Genomic DNA, 17,060 nt, shown 5'->3' with positions numbered 1-17,060 from the left:
CTTCTCAAATCTATTGATCTAAAACACATTTGAGAGACATCTAATGACTAACATGACTACTACCGCTGGAAACAGCGGCTTTCTCCCGCACGAGTTCGGGAACCTTATTGAACAGCCTTTGCGTGATCAGGCCGTAGCGCTTGGTGCCCCGGTTTCAACCCTCGTTCGTACCTCGTCGCACGTGATGGATATTCCCGTCGTCGCCGCTGACGCCGGTGCCGCGTGGGTGGCCGAAGGAAACGACATTCAGATCAGCGATGCTGACTTCGACACTGTCTCAGTGACTCCCGTCAAAGTGGCGGGCATCTCCGTGATCACCAAAGAACTCGCGGAAGACTCTTCGCCTGAGGCCGGTGAGGTGATCGGTCGCGGTCTGGCAGCTTCCATCGCCCGCAAGGTTGACCTCGCTGCGTTCGGCTCCGCCTCTGCCCCGGCGCCCGCCGGACTCCTCGACGCCGACATCGAAGATGTGGATTGGGACGCTGACTCAAATCTCAATCTTGATGCCTTCGTGGAGGCGCTAGGCGTGATCTCTGCAAACGGGGGGCAGGCAACAGCTTTCGTCGTCAACGCTGCCGACGCTACTGCACTTGCCAAGCTCAAAGAGGCTACCGGGTCCAACCGAGGACTCCTCACGGCAGACGTGACTGTCCCGACCCGTTTCGCGATTAATGGCGTGCCGCTGATCGTTTCGACCGGTGTGCCCCAGGGAACCGCATACGCGATTGACCTGAATGGTTTCGTTGCAGTGATGCGGGTCGATACGACCGTGGAGCGCGATGACTCTGTCTACTTCGTGTCGGACAAGGTTGCTGTTAAGGCTCGCGCCCGCATCGCCTTTGGAGTCGTCAACCCGAATGTGATTGTGCGACTGTCTAACCAGGGCAGCTAAGTTCTTCACCTCGCCATAGGTGAAGTGTCAGAAAGAAACACAAATCAATAACCTGAGTGTGGAGCAACTGATACGGACAGCTACCTGTCCACATGGCAACGGAGATCCACCCGGGGACAGCTACATTCGAATCAGCCCGAGCGTTCTGCCCCGGGTGGCCCTCCCAACACTTCCCACTCGCCGGATAGTGGGTTGACTCAATTGAGTCGGGCTACAAGCCCGTTCCGGTACTTGGCACCCGTAGAATGTGCCAAGGCACTAGTTATTCAACCGTTTGGTATCGGTTAGGGACCCTATCAGGTCTGCCCGCTCAGTACGAGCACAAGTCCCCGGTGTGGTGAAAGCTGCACCGGGGCAACTAACTTCCCCACGCCTCTGATCTCCTAGGCCTGGGGTACGCCCGATCTCCTCTGCTCTAATTCAATTCCGTTGAGCGCGACCATTCTGTGTTCCTCCTGTCGTCGTACAGGTCCTGGTCATGTCATGCGCCCGGGAAGCGCAGAGGAGACCGGGCGCTACTTCTGTTTTGAGAGGGAATGATGCACGTAGAGAACATGACTGGTAGGCGTAGGTCGGATCGCTGCCCCGGGTGTAACTACCCGATGTCGTGGGTTGAGCCGAGGGAAACCCGACCACTGCATCTGCGCCACATCGAGATAGAGAACTACCCCGGGCTAGTCGCCGCCTTCTATGAAAAAGACTGCAATGCAACAGATGCCGCTGAGTGGATCGGGTGGTTCCGTAGAGCTGGGCACACGGTGGACTTTGAGCCTGCCCGGCCACCCACAGAGCCGGTCGTGCTGTACCGAGGTGCGACCGAAGAGACTGTAGGAGTGGGTTTGTCGTGGTCCCCCTCTCTCGACAGCGCAGTACTCGCCGCATCAGCCGGTGGTGGGCGCAAAGTGTTTCAGGCATTCATGCCGCCAGAACGATTGCTGGCGTGCATCATTCACGGCTCACCGAAGTACGCGCCGATAGTTGGTGGGCGATTCACATCGGTACCCCCGAGTACGTCTGTGACCCAGTTGGATTCACGGATGTCCAGGTGTGCCCCGTCCAGCCCTCCGTCGAGCTACGCGCACTAGCCGCTGTCACGCTCGGTGGTCGTTCATGGGGAAAATGGTGATACCAAAATGTATTTCAGTCTGATCAAATGCCAGTCGTGCCAGGGGGATTCAGTGCAGGCTCGCGGGCTATGTGCATGGTGTCTGTCCGCCCACTACCCCAGTGACTACTCCTGGTGTACCCGCTGCGAGTCTGCCGTACCGATGGGATCGGTTGCAGGACACAGGTGTGCCCCATCGAGCCGTGGTGGCCCTCGCTGCCCGGGATGTCGTGAGTATCTACGGGACACGCCAATTGCGTATCGTCCAATCCATCTACTGCACATCGAGGTAGAGCGCTACCCAGGCTTAGTGCCTTCGTTCTATCTCAAAGCCTGTGATGCACTGACGAATACACAATGGATCGATCTCTTTCGACGTGATGGTTTAACATCTGACTTTGAATCATGCGAATTGCCAACAGAATCCATTCGGCTCTATCAAGCGAGCACTGATGAGTCTGTATCGGAAGGACTTTCGTGGTCATCGAATGCCGCAACAGTTTTCGGTGCAGCATCGTTCGGCACGAGTCGAGAAGTGTTCTCAGTCGACATGCCAACCGACAGACTCCTCGCGTACATTGGCGATGGTGGATCTAGTAGGTGGGCCGATTGGGTAGGTGGCCCGGTGCACGGCAACCTGAATGAATTCGTCTGTGATGCACGGGGAGTGAAAGGGATAGAGAAGATGGCCAATCCCACTCCAGCATCGACAATTGCGTTCTTTCGCCTGAGGACCGGTGCGTGACAATGGAATTCGTGGTTGTGCGGCGTGTAGTGCGGTGTGCCGCAATGACATTCATGCGGTGTAGCTCTGAGACGATGAGGCTCTGAGTGCGATTCTCCCGGTGTGTTTTGAGTGGCGGGTAGTGAGTGACGACGGACCCGTTCTGTCCCGGCAGGGAGGCAATGAGAGGCCTCTGTGAGGGTCCAGAGTGAAGGGTGGGGGGATGGTCCCCTTTCGAGGGCCGCTGCAACTCCGCCCATTGCGGACATTTTTCCCCGGCTCCTCAACCCCATAGCAAGTAGATCCCATTACCATCCTCGAAATAGGCTATATGACAACAGAATACAAGGCTCCATCTCTGCTCGAATGGCGTTGCATCCCTGACTATCCGAGCTACATCGTGTCGTCTGCCGGTCACGTCTTCTCGACAAAGTCAAATAGGCTGCTAAAGCGGAGGATTGACAGACAGGGCTATCCGCGCGTCCCGGTTTACGGCGATGGTCGCAAGCATCAGCTAATGGTTCATCACGCCGTGTGTCGAGCGTTTCACGGACCGTAGCCATTCGACGGCGCAGTGTGCGCCCACTACAACGATGTGAAGACTGACTATCGTGCCGAGAACCTGAGGTGGACAGCGCAATTGGAGAACATTCGGGATGCACGCCGCAACGGACGCGGACCCGCAAGTAGAACCCATTGTCCACACGGTCACCCATACTCTGGTGACAATCTCTACACGTGGACCTCGAAGACCGGTCATGTCAAGAGATTCTGCCGTGCATGCACTCGTGAGCATGGCAAGGTCTACGACGCCAAAAGAGGCTCGCGCGCATCGAATCCCAGTTACTGGTGGACTGATGCGGAGATCGACCTATTGTCAACGGATCTCGCCAACTATGAAATAGCGTATGAGACTGGCAGATCCGAGCAGGCTGTAGCTGACAAGCGTAGGCGAATGTCATCGAAGCCGTTCGCGTCTTAGGCAGGTCGCGAGTGCGCGCAGCACCTCTGCCCGTTTGCCCGGTGGGACCTTGCGTAACGCTATGTGGATTGAGACGACCCGCTCAAGAGCCATGCTCACGCTCGCAATTCCCGCGAGTGCAAGCGCCAGGTGTGCAACGGCCATTGTTCGATGCCCTTCGTGTCCAGTCGCCAGCTTCGTTGTACTGGTGATCCGCTACCCACGATTAGACTGCGCAGATCTGACTCTGTGATCAAACCGGACTGTGCACAACCCTGTCAGGAACCTGTGAGTCGGATGGGGACAGCTTGCGAACATGCGCGATGGCCTGTGCATATGCCTGTGGTGACTCTTGTGGTGGACAGCCTGCACGATCACGCCCAAGTCGTAGGTGAGGGCGGCGTTCTACGTCGCTTGGAGAACCGGTCCGAGGGCAGTTGGCACACAGTGCCGAACTTTGATCGAGTCATCCACGTGCCTCCTGCTTGGACAGCCAATGTTCTATCTCAGTACGCCGGTAGACCACCCTGCGCCCGATGTGAAACGACGGTGGACCCTCGCCGATATGTCGCCAGTACCGGAGTGTCCCCACGGGTATACCGGTGTATGCCGATACTTGGTTTGTGTTCATGAACATCTGTGTAACAACTGAATCCACGTTCTACGCGCTCTCTTCGTCTGCTGCCGTGCGTCTTTCGCACTGGCCAACGTCCACTATGCGCGGGTGGCGTGACACGCGTGGGGGAGTTCCACCGCTCGGCGTACGATTAGTGCAGGTGATGCCGTTGCGTAGCGGCGTCGTTGCAGGTGAGAGGCTTAGCGATGGGCGCGAAGAGGAACGATCGTCAGGGCGTGCACGACCGGTGGACCAAGCTCGACCCCGACACTGGCAACCGTGTGCCCTCCGCCCGTCATGGGACGGGTCTGCGTTGGCTTGCTCGTTGGGTAGTGGGCAACAGGGAGTACTCAAAAGCATTCGCGCGCAAGATAGATGCACAAGAGCATCTCAATTCCGTTGTTACGAAGGTTAATACCGGAACGTATACCGACCCGAACAAGGCTAAGGCTTCGTTTAGGTCCGTCGCTGACTCTTGGCTCGCCGCGAAGAAGAACAGCGTGAAGCCAAAGACCTATGCGGGGTACAAGTCGATCCTCGACGTAGTCGTTCTGCCGAAGTGGGGGGACGTGGCGATAGGGGAGATCGATCACCTGACCTTGCAGGAGTGGTTCTCTTCGCTCACCGATGCCGGGGTAAACCAACGAAGGAAAGACAAGGGACTGTCCGAGTCCCGGATCTCGCAGACTCACCAACTCATGAGTTCAGTGTTCAAGTTCGCGATTCGTTCCAAGCTGATCGCGGTGAATCCTGCCGACGGAATCGAACTGGCCAGGGATACCGAGGAGTCAGAGGAACGCGTCTACCTCTCCCATGCTGACGTGAACCAACTGGCGCTGGCCTGCGGTAGGCATCAGCTACTCGTGCTCACTCTGGCCTACACCGGGATTCGTTTCGGTGAGGCAGTCGCGCTGAGAGCAAAGTACGTAACGCCAGGACGGATCAGGGTGAGGTCATCGGTGACCGAGGTCGCGGGCCTAGGTCTCGTGGAGGGCAAACCGAAGAATCACCAGGAGAGAGACGTACCCGTGCCTGCGTTCCTGTCCGACCGGCTCATGGCGGCACTGCCCGATGATCCCGACGCACTGGTCTTCCCGTCGCTGTCCGGTGGATTCCTGCGCAACTCGGGAGAGTTCCGTTCCGCATTCCAGGAGGCTCGAAAGACCATCGGTCAGCACAAGTTGGTGCCCCACGGTTTGCGCCACACTGCCGCGTCCCTGGCCATCTCAGCCGGTGCGAACGTGAAGGTGATTCAGCGGATGCTGGGGCACAAGTCAGCGACCATGACACTCGACCTGTACGGGCATCTCATGCCCGACGATCTAGGCACTGTGGCGGACGCTCTCGACCGTGCTCGCGCGGACGCTCTGAGATCTACTGCGGACCAACTGCGGACTGGCACCGGGTCGCGGACGCTATCGGTTGTTCCGAAACTCTCTTGACCTGGACTTATGCAGTGCCCCCTCTCGGGCTCGAACCGAGGACCTGCGGATTAAAAGTCCGTAGCTCTACCAACTGAGCTAAAGGGGCGCGCCCCGCGGAGCAGGGCGACGACGAGTTTACAGGCTGGTCCGACGACATCGTGCACGGCCTCGTCCGCGGTCTCGGGAGGACCACGCACGGTGCGCAGTGCTCACTGCCGGCCGTCGACGATGCCGGATCGGTCGGGACCCGTGCGCATCGCGGATCGCATCTCGGTGATCGTCGCGACGACGACGAGAGTGTCGACAGGGCTCAGTTCCGACTCCAGCCAGGTGTCGTCGCAGCTGACGGCCAGAGCCTGGGCGGGGTCGACCGCGATCCCGCCCACCTCGTTGAGCGCGGCGAAAACCGTCTCCTCGACCGCGGCGCCGGATTCGTGGAAGACGATCGCCGAGGGTCCGATGTCGACGCGGATGCCGGACGGATCGATATACGCCGTCGGGCATTCGCGATCGTCCATGGACGCTGCGTCGTCGGTGTCGAGATCCTCCGCCGGCACCGGCAGCAGGTGGCGCGCCGCGAAGCGACCGACCGCCGCCATGTCGAACGGGGCGCTCGGCCCCGGCTCGCCGATCGGGTCGGCCGGACACACGAAAAGTTGCTCCCCCATCCCTCTTGCATATCATGAAGCCGGAATCGCCTCGGGTGAAGGTGGCGTAGCGAGTCGCGCGTTCGCGTACGCTCGCGCGGGGGCGCCAAAGTGGGCGAAAACCGGCTCCGACCACCTGATTTGTGAATTGTTCAGCGTGTGTCCTAAGCTAAGTCGGCTCCCAACGGAGAACCGGCCCCCTTCGTCTAGCGGCCTAGGACGCCGCCCTTTCAAGGCGGTAGCGCGGGTTCGAATCCCGTAGGGGGTACGCTTGCCCGGCCCCGAGGTGACGAGGGGACGGAAGAGCAACACAACAGAACAAGGCCCTGTGGCGCAGTTGGTTAGCGCGCCGCCCTGTCACGGCGGAGGTCGCGGGTTCGAGTCCCGTCAGGGTCGCAAATTTGTTTGCGATTGGCATTCGGTTCGAGTGCCGTCCGGCCAGGTAGCTCAGTTGGTACGAGCGTCCGCCTGAAAAGCGGAAGGTCGTCGGTTCGATCCCGACTCTGGCCACCAAGCGTTTGACCAGGTCAGAGAGTTTCCTGACTCCAATCCGGTCCTCCAACGAGGACCGGATTTTTTGCGTTCCCGAAGCAAAACCTCCGGAAGCATCCGCCGTCGGACGGAAGATCACGGTCAGAGCCGAGGGGATCAGAAGGTTTCCTGCCTGAGCTTCTGCAAGTGCGGTTTCGTCATCTCCATCAGCCGGCTACTTCTTGAAGGTTGAAGCGTGTCGCCGTGTGCGACGTCCTCGATCGTCCGCAACGACAGGCCGTCGATTCTTCCTGCCGTTCAGGTAGTTGCCCCACCACTCGGCGGCGCCTGCGGGTTTCCCGTGTGTCAGATCGTGACGGGTCCCAGCATGCGATGTGGCCGGCGTAGCGCGGCGCTGACGTCATCGGTGCGCTCGACGAGCAGTTCTCGAGGGGGGTTCGTCACCACGTCGGCGACCCGTGGTGCCTGGCCACAACGCGAGCACACTCCGGCATGAAGTCGACCGCCGCACTCGGCGTGCGAGAACGTGCGTCGCTGGGGCGTCGTCTGGTAGTGATTTCCGCCCCATTCGGACAGGGCGCCGATCACCGGCCACAGGTCCAGGCCTCTGTCAGTGAGGGCGTATTCATCGTGGCCGCCGACGCTGGAGGGGACCGCCTCCAGCACGCCGCCTTCGGTGAGGCGGGAAAGACGCTGTGAAAGCACGGCTTTCGGGATGCGCAGGTGTTTCTGGAAGTCGCTGAAGCGCCGGACGCCGTAGAAGGCATCGCGAACGATGAGCAGTGTCCAACGTTCTCCGATGATCTCCAGCGATCGCGCTATCGGGCAGTTCTCAGTTGGATACTCGCGGGGCAGGGCCATGACCGGATTATGCCACTTGCGGGTTCGGTCACCGAACCATACTCTGAAAGGAGGTTCGGTGAACGAACCAAGATTGGGTGGTGAGGTGCAGTGAACGCAAGAGCAACAGCAGCGCACGCGGACGTCGTTGACGCCCCGCTGTTCGGGCGCACAGGCTGATGAGCATCTTGATCGTGGGCGCGGGTGCGACCGGCGGCTACCTCGCCGATCGTCTCACTGCGGGTGGGCGCAACGTCACTGTTCTGGTGCGCGAGCGCACACAGCAGCGGCTTGCAGTCCACGGACTGCAGATCCGTGATCGCGGCACAACTCGAAACGTGCCGGTGCGGAGCGTGACTCGCGACGACCTCCGCGACGTGTTCGACGTGGTGATCGTCGCCGTGCGCAGCGACACCATCGAGACTGCCATCGCTGACTTCACGCCGGCCGTCGGTGCCGACACCATGATCGTGCCCGTGGGCAACGGCGTGGCGCACGTGACCGCGTTGCGAACGGCCTTTGGTGATCATCGCGTGGTGGGAGCGGCCGTCGAGATGGCGACATCCGTGGCGGCCGACGGAGTTGTCGACGTCACCCAGCCCGGAGTTCGGTTCACCATCGGCGCGTTGGACGGGTCGGTCGGGATCGGTTCCCTTGTCGCTGAACTCGATGTCGAGGGCATCGACGTCACTGTTGTCGACGATGCGCTGACGGCCGTCTGGCGGAAGTTTCTCTTCATCTCTTCCACCGCGGTGCTGACCTGTCTGGCACGAGGCACCATCGCCGACATCGCAGCCGACGACAACGGTGCAGGTCTTGCCGACCAGGTGGTGGACGAAACCGAAGAGGTTGTCGCCGCGACGAGCGGGCTGCCATCAGACGCCACAGCGCTCCGTGCGCGATTGCGCGATCGGTCCTGGGACTGGGCTCCGTCGATGTATCGAGACCTGGTCGCGGGTCGACGGGCCGAGGTGGAAGTTCTCCGCGAAATGGCAGGATATGCACGACTGCACTCGATTCGCACTCCGTTGCTCGACGCCGCCGTGGTTGCGATCGCAGTGAGCAACCGCCGTGTGAGCAACCGCCGTGTGAGCAGTCGTCCGCAGAGGTGAGGCAGTACCCGCGCTCAAATCCCCCACGAACACGTCGAGATCGCGCTACGCTCCGCCGCATCCGGGTCGACGTTCGGTGGGGGATGGGGCGGATGAGACTACCTGTGCGGTGGGCGCTGGCGATCGGCGTCTCAAGTGTGATCGTGGTCCAGTCGATCGCGGGCTCGGTGGCGGCCGGTCAGCCGGCGGTGAGCCGTATCGAGAATCCGGTCGCGTCGTCGTCTCCGGTGACCGATGTGGTGGCGTCGGTGGTCAGTATCCGTGCGCCGTTGCCCGCATCCGCAAAGGCTCACCCCGCCGCGTGTGACAGACTGTCCTATCTCCGTTACCGTTCGGTCGACGGACCGATGCGATCGGCCGACGCCGACCGCGTTCTCGTCGCCCAACCGGGCATCTTCGAAGGTGCCGGCGCATTCGAGTCCGTCGCCCGCAACACCGTCGCCGCTGCGGCGGCCCGGGGTCAGCACATCGAGTTCTGGGCGCTCGATCGCCGATCCAACTGCCTCGAGGACCACACGGGAACCCGGGCGGCGCTCGACGCCCAGAACCTCGACATCGCGTCCGACTACTACTTCCACGGCGCCTCCGTGAACGGTCGCAGATTCGCCGGCTACGCGGATGGGGCGGCGACCGCGTGGCTGGGCGATGTCGGGCTGGAACAGACCCTCCGCGACGAGTACGACGTCCTCCGTCACGAATTCCCCGACCAGGCGACGCGCAAACGGAAGGTGTTGTGCGGCGGCCATTCGCTCGGCGGGTTCATCACCGGTTACTTCGCGAACTGGGACTTCGACGGCAATCGCGCGACGACCGACGACGCCGGATTCAACCAGTGCTCAGGCTATTTCGCGCTGGACACGGTCATCAAGGCCGGCGGCCCGAATCCGATCCGCGGGGTGGCATCACCGGAGATCCCCCCGGCGCTCGCCGCGTCGCTGGCCGCCGCCTCGGGCGCCCTGACCGACGTCTATCCGGTCCTGCGCCTGCCCGCGGTCATCAATCCGGAGACGACGAACCTGCTCGCCATCGCCGGGCTGGCCGCACGCCTGCGCCCCGACGGCGTCAACGACCTGGTCTCGCGGCTGCCCCGAAACGCCAACATCGATGCGACGCTGCGGGTACTCCTGTCGAAGGATCCCGTGATGGCGGCCACCGGGTCGCCGAGTATCAGAGATCTGTACGCGACGAACGAGGCGGTCGTGGGTGCGTTGCTCGACGACAACTCGCAGCCACTCGGATTCCTGCAGGCGAGCGTCGGCTTCATCAAGCGGGGTCCGGTGCAGGACAAGTCGTTTCCGGTCCCCAACGACGTCGTCGCTGCCGCGCCCGCGCTGGGCGGCGTGTTCGGGCCGGACCGCAAGGCCGCACCCGCGGTGTACGGCAACCCGAAGGTCGTCTACTCGTGGGCCGACTACGACGAGGTCACCCCGAACGCCTACACCGATCCGTCGGAGGAGGTGACCTCGATCTCGCAGCTGGCGCGGAGCCTGTGTGAGCCGCCGCTGGACTTCACCGAGTGGTACTTCCCGACGGCGATCAACACCGACCTCGTCCAGGAGACGGCGCCGGCGATCGCGGCGCACTATCTCTACCGCGACGGCGTCAGACGGAATCCGGTGCTGACCCTCCAGGGCGGCGGAGGCCTCGACCTCGGATCGTCGGACAATCCGACGGACGTCCCGGTGAAGCTGCACGGCTACAACCACATCGACGTGCTGACCGCGGCTCAACGGCAGAACGACGGCCGGCCCGAGCAGGTGTCGACGCGGCTGGCGGCCTTCGCCACCCGCTGAACATCCCCAACCCATCGACCGCGGCTGCGGGGTCGATGGGTGGGCAGGGATCGGGTCAGCGTGACGCGAGGATCAGGTCGGCGGCCTTCTCGCCGATGACCACCGACGGTGCGTGGGTGTGGCCGCGCACGATGGTGGGCATGACCGAGGCGTCGGCGACACGCAGGCCCGAGACGCCGCGCACGGCGAGAGTGGGCGTGACGACGCTGTCGGCGTCGGTGCCCATCCGGCAGGTGCCGACCGGGTGATACAGCGTGTGCGAGTGGCGGTTCAGCACCTCGGTGAGGATCTCCTCGTCGGGGACGCGCGAGTCGGTTCGCGGCTGGGAGACCACACCCAGGCGCCCACGCAGTGACGGTGCCTGTGCGATCTCGACGGTCGCCCGCAGCCCCTGCATCATGGCCGCGCGGTCGACACCGTTGGGGTCGCTGAGGTACTGCGGGTCGATCAGCGGCTTGGCGCCCGGGTCCGCCGAGCGCAGCGACACGGTGCCGGTGCTCTCCGGCTGGACCAGGATCGGGCCCATCGCCACGGCGTGATGGGGGTGCGCCTCGCCGAGACCCTCGTTGTAGAACGCGGCCGGGGCGAAGATCAGCTCGAGGTCGGGCAGGCGTAGGTCGTCGCGGCTGCGGATGAATCCGTAGGCCTCGCCGACATTCGAGGTGAGCATGCCCCGCCGCCTCAGCAGGTAATCGGCGAGCTGGCGCGGGCTCTCGGCGTCACGCAGCGTGCCCGCATCGACATCCCAGCCGATCGGCGCCAGCAGGTGATCGAGCAGGTTGTGGCCGACCCCGCGATTGTCCGCAACGGTGCGGATGCCGTGGCCCGCGAGCTCGCCGCTGTCTCCGACCCCGGAGAGCATGAGCAGCTGCGGGGTGTTGATGGCACCGCCACACAGGACAACCTCACGCCGCGCGTGTACGGTCTGCGTCCGGCCGCCGTGGGTGTACTCGACGCCGACCGCGCGGGTGCCCTCGAAGAGCACCTTGGTGGCGAGCGCCTCGGTGATGAGGCTCAGGTTCTTTCGCTTGAGGGCCGGGCGCAGGTATGCGTCGGCGCTGCTGAACCGGGCGCCCTTGTGCTGGGTGACCATCGTCTGCGAAAAGCCTTTCGGCTCAGGCAGATTGGCTCGCTCGACGGGGTACCCGCACTCGGCGGCCGCGTCGAGGAAGGCGCGGGTCAACGAGCGGGGGGAGCGCTGATGCGACACCCGCAGCGGTCCGGTGGTGCCTTCGTCGCTCTCGGTGGCGCCGGCAACGTTCTCGATGCGCCGGAAGTAGTCGACGAGACGGTCGAACGACCAGTCATCGCCGGCGCGCTCTGCCCAGTCGTCGTAGTCGGCGGCAAAGCCGCGTACCCACATCATGGCGTTCATCGACGATGAACCGCCGAGGGTCTTGCCGCGCGGGTAGAAGACACGCCGATCGCCCAGCGCCTGCTGGGGTTCGGTGGAGTAGTCCCAGTCCGAGGCGCTGCCGAACAGTTTCGAGAAGGCCGCGGGAATGTGGATGAACTTGTCGGAGTCCTTTGTCCCGGCCTCGAGGACCAATACCTCGTTGTGGGAGTCGGCACTGAGGCGGTTCGCGACGACTGCGCCGGCGGACCCGGTCCCGACGACGACGTAGTCGACGGTGCGTGGTGCTGTGCTGGGCATGATGGCCTTTCGTTGGTATGCGGACTCAGCCGCGGAGCGCGGAGGCGAAGATGGCGGGCAGTTTCCGGGGGGACGGCGCACTGGCGAAATCGGCGAGGAGGCGCCCGGTGGTGGCGGCCGTCCGATTGGTGACGAACCACGGTGGCTTCGGGGAGATCGACCACTCGCGATGCAGGATCGACCGCGGTGCGGGCCGGAAGGGCCCGCGAACCACTGTGCGCTCGGTGTCCGCGAGCAGGAACGCGTTGTGTACCACGCCGGTTCCCGACTGGACGTCGTCGATCGTGTGTCCGGGGAACGCGCCCCATGTTGCCGCGGCGGTGAGGAACCCCACCCCGGTCCACGCGTTCACGGCGATGGTCCCGTAACGGAGGTCGGCGATCATCGACTCGAAGGCCGCGCCGAGTCCGGCGATGGATGCCGGGTGCGCGATCACGTTGATCCCGAGGGTTCCGAGGAAATGGTTGTTCGCGGCATCGGTTGCGGTGGTGAGGAACTCGGCACCGGTCCCCGGAAGCTCCAGGACGCCGAGGACCGGCCCGAAGTACTCGGTGTGCAGGATGTCCTCGTCATCGTCGAGGGACAGTCCGGTGACCAGCAGTCGCTCACCCGCCGTGCCGAGTGGCTCCGACGTCGGATACGCCGATCGGGCGCTGCCGACGCGGGCGTCGCTGCCCGGGTAGTAGCAGACGCGTGCCGGCGCCGAGGCGAACGCGTCGCGCAGGGCGTCGAGGAACTCCTGCTTCTGGTCCCAGTCGGCGGAGACGATGACCACTTGGGCGGCCACACAGTTGTAGCCGCCGTTGTGCAGTCGCTGGGTCGCGATGTGCTCGGCCTGATAGCGCAGGTCCGCGGTGCTCCAGCGCCCGGGCACCACGATGGCCGGAGACACACCGCCCAGTTCGCTGGTGATCGGTTTGGTGAGGCGCGGCTCGCCGGACGCCCGGCGCCGCTCGGCCTCCTCGCCGGTTCCCCAGACGATCGCGTCGTGGGTGTTCGCGCTGCCGGTCATGTGTACGTGTGCGACCGCGTCGTGCGAGACGAGGTACTCGCCGATGTCCGCGCCGCCGGTGAGGATTCGGATCGCGCCGAGTGAGATCAGCGGTTCGAGGATCCGTTCGAGAACCGGCAGCAGGGGATCGGTCAGCGGATTGAGTTTGAGGGCGACGACGCGGTTGTGGGCGAGCAGTTCGTAGATCACGTCCAGCGGGGCGATCGAGGAGATGTTGCCCGCGCCGAGTACGACGCCAATGCCGCCGGTGACGGTGGGATCGAGCTGTGCGAGGCCTGCGGCCGCCTTGGCCTGCGTGGCATCCGCCCCGGGCTGCAACCACACGTCGGCGGAGAACCCGCCGAGCAGCAGCGAGTCGTACGGCGACGACGGCAGGACCCGGACGGTGGTCCGGCCCGCGGCGGTGCCGAATGCGGCGTCGGCGACGGGGCTGCGACCGGCGGCCAGTGCACGAAGCGTTTGTGCAGCGGCACCGAGCCCGGTGGCGAACGCGTAGGGGCCGGACATCCATTCCTCGCCGAGGAGGGCCGAATGCGGCCCGAGCCGTTTGATCTTCGCCGCGGCCGCGACCCAGTCGGCGGCGTTCGCGCCGGTCAATGCACGGACGCGGTCGAGAAGCTCGGCGCGGTCGAGCAGCGACAAGGCCGACCAGGCCTTCTCACCTGCGGATAGATCGGTGAGTGCGGCCTCGGCCGACGCCTGATGGTCGATGCCCTGTTCCGTGTCGACGCTCATGTGCGTAGATCACTCCTGTCGTCTCGTGGCTACTGCTCGTGGTTGTGGGGATGTTCCCGATACCAGGATTCTTCGCGGTGGAGCATGGATTGCGCCATGGGCGACGGCCACGTCGTCCTGCGTGTGGTCTTGTGCACGGGCACAATGCCGAAGTGGTGCAGCTCACCACGACGCGCTACGATGTCCGCCGTGGCCATGTCAACCAGCAGCTCGACCGCAGCTGCACTCGCCGCCGACCTGCTCGACGACCTCCCGGCGCTCACCGAGATCCTCGTCGAACGACTGCAGAAGGCGGAGGAGAGCTACCTCGAGTCCCAGCTGCTCACACTGGAGCAGCTCTCGGCTGCGTGCACCGAGAATCTGAGTTCGATCCTCACCGTGCTCGCCGGCCGTGGCCGGGTGCGCATCGACGTCGCCCGCGCGACCGGTCGGCTCAAGGCCGAACAGGCGATCCCGTTGCCGGCACTGCTGCGCGCCTATCGGCTCGGCGGTCAGCTGATCTGGGAGCAGATGCTGCACGGTGCCCGTGGTGTCTCGCCGGTGGAGCTGCTCGACGTCCCGGGCGAGCTCTGGGCCGCGATCGACACCTACTCCGATGCCGCGGTGGAGGGTTATCGCGAGGCGGAGATCCTGCTCACCCATGCCGATGCCGAGGCGCGAGCGCTTCTCGTGCGGACCGTGTTCGACGATCATTCGGACAACCCGACGGCCATCATCGACGCCATGCGTGCGTTGGGTCTGCCGGAACGGGCGAGTTTCGTCGTGGTGGGTGCGGAAGGTGTGGAGTCGCGCCCCGCCACGGCGAGCGACACCGCCGGTCGACTGCAGAGCAGAGGCATCACGTCGGTCTGGGACGCGCAACCGGACGGCTATCTCGGATTGATCTGTGGCCGAAGCGATTCCGACGTCGAGGTCGCGCTGACGGAACTCGGCACCGTGTTCGAGCACCGCGTGGGTGTGAGCGCACCGTTCTCGATGCCGATCGGGATCGCGCGTGCCGTGGATGAGGCGCGCCTCGCCCGACGCTCCGCCCCGCCCGGTGACGCAAGTCTGAGCCGGTACGAAAGCCTCACGCTCGCACTGCTTCTCGTCCGCAGCCCGGATACCGCGCGTGAGGTCGCAGCCCGCACTCTGGGGCCGCTGCTGTGCCTGCCCGACGACGAACGCGAGGAGATGCTCGCGACGCTCGAGGCGTGGTTCGAGTGTGACGGGTCCACCGCCGCGACCGCAGGACGCCTGCACTTCCATCGCAACACCGTGCTGTACCGGTTGCGCAAGATCCGCGACCTCACCGGTCGATCCGTGGACAAGCCGGTCGATGCCACCGAGTTGTATCTCGCGTTGCGTGCGGTCCGTCTGCTCGGTGATCCACGATCGTGACCACCCGGCGCGGAGCCGGTCCAGGCGCCCGCCGAATGTGCGGGTGAACAAACACGAGGACCACCTGCATGTCCCCCCGACCATCGACGCCCGACCGGGCGTGCAGCACAATACGAGACAATCACGACATCACGGCCCAGGAGTAGAGCGATGACCAACCTTTCTCTGAATCTCGTTGCCACGGCGCGCGATCACGGCGACACCGTCGCGCTGCGGTGCGGCGAGGCGGAGCTCACGTTCGCCGAGTTCGATTCCGCCGCAGCGCGAATCGCGACACTGCTGGAACGTGAGGGCATCGGACCGGGCGACCGGGTCGGCATCATGCTGGGCAACACACCGGCCTTTGCGCTGGCGTTCTACGGGATTCTCCGTCGCGGTGCGATCGCGGTGCCGATGAACCCGTTGCTGAAGGCTCGGGAGATCGAGTTCTACCTGACCAACACCGGTGCGTCGGCGCTCTTCGCGACGCCGCTGTTCGCCGACGAGGCGCGCGCGGCCGTCGACGTCGCGGGCGGCCGGTTGTGGCTGGTCGACGATGCCGGGCTGGCCGAGATGATCGCCGATCTGCCCGCGCAGCCGAGTCCGGTGGAGCGCGGTGCCGCCGACACCGCGGTGATTCTGCACACGTCGGGCACCACCGGCCGGCCCAAGGGTGCGGAACTGACCCACGGTGGCCTTGCACACAACTGTGAGGTGGCCTCCCGGACTCTCATGAAGATCGAGTTCGGCGACGTCGTCATGGGGTGCCTGCCGCTGTTCCACGTGTTCGGGCTGACCTGCGGGATGAACACCTCGGTGCTGGTCGGGGCGACCCTGACCCTCATCCCTCGTTTCGATCCGCGCACGGCCGTGCAGGTGATCGAGCGGGACCAGGTGACCGTGTTCCTGGGTGTACCGACGATGTATGCGGCGATGCTGAGTGTCGCGCGAGAGTTCGGTCCCTCGGCGACGGCGAGCCTGCGGACATGTGCGTCGGGCGGTGCGTCGTTGCCCGTCCAGGTGCTCAACGACTTCGAGAAGACCTTCAATTGCATGATCCTCGAGGGCTACGGGTTGTCGGAGACGTCGCCGGTCGCCTCGTTCAACCATCCCGACCGTGAGCGGAAGGCCGGCTCGATCGGCACCCCGATCGAGGGCGTTCGGATGCGGGTCGTCGACGGCGACGGCAATGAGGTCGCCACCGGTGAACCCGGTGAGATCCAGATCGCCGGCCCGAACATCATGACCGGCTACTGGAACCTGCCGGAGGCGACGGCCGCGGCGATCGACGACGATGGTTGGTTCTCCTCGGGCGACATCGGGACCGTGGACGCCGACGGCTACTACTTCATCGTCGACCGCAAGAAGGACCTGATCATCCGCGGCGGCTACAACGTTTATCCGCGGGAGATCGAGGAGGTGCTCTACGAGCACCCCGCGGTCGCCGAGGTCGCCGTCGTCGGTATCGCGCACGAAACCCTCGGCGAGGAGGTCGGTGCCGCCGTGGCACTGAAGCCGGGCGCTGCCACCGATCCGAGCGAGCTCGTCGACTTCGTCAAGGAGCGCGTCGCCGCCTACAAGTACCCGCGCCACATCTGGTTCCTCCCCGAACTGCCCAAGGGGGCGACCGGCAAGATCCTGCGCCGAGAGATCACCGTGCCCGCGGTCGAGAGCGTTCGGTGATCGTCGACCCG

At 64.2% G+C, this 17,060-nt stretch carries 13 protein-coding genes and 4 tRNA genes; 11 read left to right on the top strand and 6 right to left on the bottom strand.

Annotated features, from left to right (window positions below):
- The first annotated feature begins 52 nt into the window (after nt 1-52).
- The 3 genes from D7316_RS11055 to D7316_RS27720 all read left to right on the top strand — a co-directional run bounded on the left by D7316_RS11055 (nt 53) and on the right by D7316_RS27720 (nt 3,280).
- Nucleotides 53-892 (top strand): phage major capsid protein, encoded by an 840-nt coding sequence (locus D7316_RS11055; protein ID WP_164473771.1) that lies wholly within the window; start codon nt 53-55, stop codon nt 890-892.
- 1,415 nt (nt 893-2,307) lie between these two features.
- Nucleotides 2,308-2,742: a hypothetical protein gene (locus D7316_RS11050; protein ID WP_124708288.1), complete on the top strand. Its 435-nt coding sequence runs from the start codon at nt 2,308-2,310 to the stop codon at nt 2,740-2,742.
- A gap of 310 nt (nt 2,743-3,052) precedes the next feature.
- Nucleotides 3,053-3,280, top strand: coding sequence for an NUMOD4 domain-containing protein (locus D7316_RS27720; RefSeq protein ID WP_124708287.1), 228 nt, complete (start codon nt 3,053-3,055; stop codon nt 3,278-3,280).
- Between the two features lie 868 nt (nt 3,281-4,148).
- Here D7316_RS27720 and D7316_RS11040 read toward each other — a convergent pair.
- The gene (locus tag D7316_RS11040; RefSeq protein WP_124708286.1) at nt 4,149-4,313 is read right to left on the bottom strand and encodes a helix-turn-helix transcriptional regulator; all 165 of its coding nucleotides are present in this window, start codon (nt 4,311-4,313) and stop codon (nt 4,149-4,151) included.
- Between the two features lie 191 nt (nt 4,314-4,504).
- On the opposite strand from D7316_RS11040, the gene D7316_RS11035 reads away from it, so the two are divergent.
- Complete coding sequence (locus tag D7316_RS11035) at nt 4,505-5,740, top strand: tyrosine-type recombinase/integrase (RefSeq protein WP_124708285.1); 1,236 nt, start codon at nt 4,505-4,507, stop codon at nt 5,738-5,740.
- Nucleotides 5,741-5,755: 15 nt separating this feature from the next.
- Here D7316_RS11035 and D7316_RS11030 read toward each other — a convergent pair.
- Nucleotides 5,756-5,828 (bottom strand) — tRNA-Lys (locus D7316_RS11030).
- 103 nt (nt 5,829-5,931) lie between these two features.
- Nucleotides 5,932-6,390: a hypothetical protein gene (locus tag D7316_RS11025; protein ID WP_124708284.1), complete on the bottom strand. Its 459-nt coding sequence runs from the start codon at nt 6,388-6,390 to the stop codon at nt 5,932-5,934.
- A 174-nt stretch (nt 6,391-6,564) separates the two neighbouring features.
- Between D7316_RS11025 and D7316_RS11020 the strand changes: the two genes are divergently transcribed.
- The 3 genes from D7316_RS11020 (at nt 6,565) to D7316_RS11010 (ending at nt 6,882) form a co-directional block, all read left to right on the top strand.
- Nucleotides 6,565-6,637: transfer RNA gene (locus D7316_RS11020), tRNA-Glu, on the top strand.
- A 54-nt stretch (nt 6,638-6,691) separates the two neighbouring features.
- Nucleotides 6,692-6,765: transfer RNA gene (locus D7316_RS11015), tRNA-Asp, on the top strand.
- A gap of 40 nt (nt 6,766-6,805) precedes the next feature.
- A tRNA-Phe gene (locus D7316_RS11010) sits at nt 6,806-6,882 on the top strand.
- 324 nt (nt 6,883-7,206) lie between these two features.
- Here the strand turns inward: D7316_RS11010 and D7316_RS11005 are convergent.
- Nucleotides 7,207-7,722 (bottom strand): winged helix-turn-helix transcriptional regulator, encoded by a 516-nt coding sequence (locus D7316_RS11005; protein WP_124708283.1) that lies wholly within the window; start codon nt 7,720-7,722, stop codon nt 7,207-7,209.
- A gap of 158 nt (nt 7,723-7,880) precedes the next feature.
- On the opposite strand from D7316_RS11005, the gene D7316_RS11000 reads away from it, so the two are divergent.
- Together D7316_RS11000 and D7316_RS10995 are read left to right on the top strand one after the other, a co-directional pair.
- A complete protein-coding gene (locus D7316_RS11000; protein WP_124708282.1) occupies nt 7,881-8,813 on the top strand; it encodes a ketopantoate reductase family protein in 933 nt (310 codons plus the stop codon).
- 92 nt (nt 8,814-8,905) lie between these two features.
- Nucleotides 8,906-10,606 carry a hypothetical protein gene (locus D7316_RS10995; protein WP_232016867.1) on the top strand — a complete coding sequence of 567 codons (1,701 nt, stop codon included), beginning with the start codon at nt 8,906-8,908 and terminating at the stop codon, nt 10,604-10,606.
- 55 nt (nt 10,607-10,661) lie between these two features.
- Here D7316_RS10995 and D7316_RS10990 read toward each other — a convergent pair whose 3' ends face one another.
- Nucleotides 10,662-12,260, bottom strand: a complete 1,599-nt coding sequence (locus D7316_RS10990) for a GMC family oxidoreductase (protein ID WP_124708281.1) — start codon at nt 12,258-12,260, stop codon at nt 10,662-10,664.
- Nucleotides 12,261-12,285: 25 nt separating this feature from the next.
- The gene (locus tag D7316_RS10985; protein WP_124708280.1) at nt 12,286-14,007 is read right to left on the bottom strand and encodes an aldehyde dehydrogenase family protein; all 1,722 of its coding nucleotides are present in this window, start codon (nt 14,005-14,007) and stop codon (nt 12,286-12,288) included.
- Between the two features lie 195 nt (nt 14,008-14,202).
- On the opposite strand from D7316_RS10985, the gene D7316_RS10980 reads away from it, so the two are divergent.
- Nucleotides 14,203-15,387: a PucR family transcriptional regulator gene (locus D7316_RS10980; RefSeq protein ID WP_232017171.1), complete on the top strand. Its 1,185-nt coding sequence runs from the start codon at nt 14,203-14,205 to the stop codon at nt 15,385-15,387.
- Between the two features lie 150 nt (nt 15,388-15,537).
- Nucleotides 15,538-17,049 carry a long-chain-fatty-acid--CoA ligase gene (locus tag D7316_RS10975; RefSeq protein WP_124708278.1) on the top strand — a complete coding sequence of 504 codons (1,512 nt, stop codon included), beginning with the start codon at nt 15,538-15,540 and terminating at the stop codon, nt 17,047-17,049.
- The last annotated feature ends 11 nt before the right edge of the window (nt 17,050-17,060 follow it).

Source organism: Gordonia insulae, from assembly GCF_003855095.1.
GTDB lineage: Bacteria > Actinomycetota > Actinomycetes > Mycobacteriales > Mycobacteriaceae > Gordonia > Gordonia insulae.
This window is presented reverse-complemented; position numbering and strand designations above follow the sequence as displayed.

Excerpts from the sequence above, each read along its gene's own strand:
- D7316_RS10975 (WP_124708278.1), top strand. The coding sequence starts at position 15,538 with ATGACCAACCTTTCTCTGAATCTCGTTGCCACGGCGCGCGATCACGGC.
- D7316_RS27720 (WP_124708287.1), top strand. The coding sequence starts at position 3,053 with ATGACAACAGAATACAAGGCTCCATCTCTGCTCGAATGGCGTTGCATC.
- D7316_RS11005 (WP_124708283.1), bottom strand. The coding sequence starts at position 7,722 with ATGGCCCTGCCCCGCGAGTATCCAACTGAGAACTGCCCGATAGCGCGA.
- D7316_RS11025 (WP_124708284.1), bottom strand. The coding sequence starts at position 6,390 with ATGGGGGAGCAACTTTTCGTGTGTCCGGCCGACCCGATCGGCGAGCCG.
- D7316_RS10990 (WP_124708281.1), bottom strand. The coding sequence starts at position 12,260 with ATGCCCAGCACAGCACCACGCACCGTCGACTACGTCGTCGTCGGGACC.
- D7316_RS10985 (WP_124708280.1), bottom strand. The coding sequence starts at position 14,007 with ATGAGCGTCGACACGGAACAGGGCATCGACCATCAGGCGTCGGCCGAG.
- D7316_RS11055 (WP_164473771.1), top strand. The coding sequence starts at position 53 with ATGACTACTACCGCTGGAAACAGCGGCTTTCTCCCGCACGAGTTCGGG.
- D7316_RS11000 (WP_124708282.1), top strand. The coding sequence starts at position 7,881 with ATGAGCATCTTGATCGTGGGCGCGGGTGCGACCGGCGGCTACCTCGCC.
- D7316_RS10980 (WP_232017171.1), top strand. The coding sequence starts at position 14,203 with ATGTCAACCAGCAGCTCGACCGCAGCTGCACTCGCCGCCGACCTGCTC.
- D7316_RS10995 (WP_232016867.1), top strand. The coding sequence starts at position 8,906 with ATGAGACTACCTGTGCGGTGGGCGCTGGCGATCGGCGTCTCAAGTGTG.
- D7316_RS11035 (WP_124708285.1), top strand. The coding sequence starts at position 4,505 with ATGGGCGCGAAGAGGAACGATCGTCAGGGCGTGCACGACCGGTGGACC.
- D7316_RS11040 (WP_124708286.1), bottom strand. The coding sequence starts at position 4,313 with ATGAACACAAACCAAGTATCGGCATACACCGGTATACCCGTGGGGACA.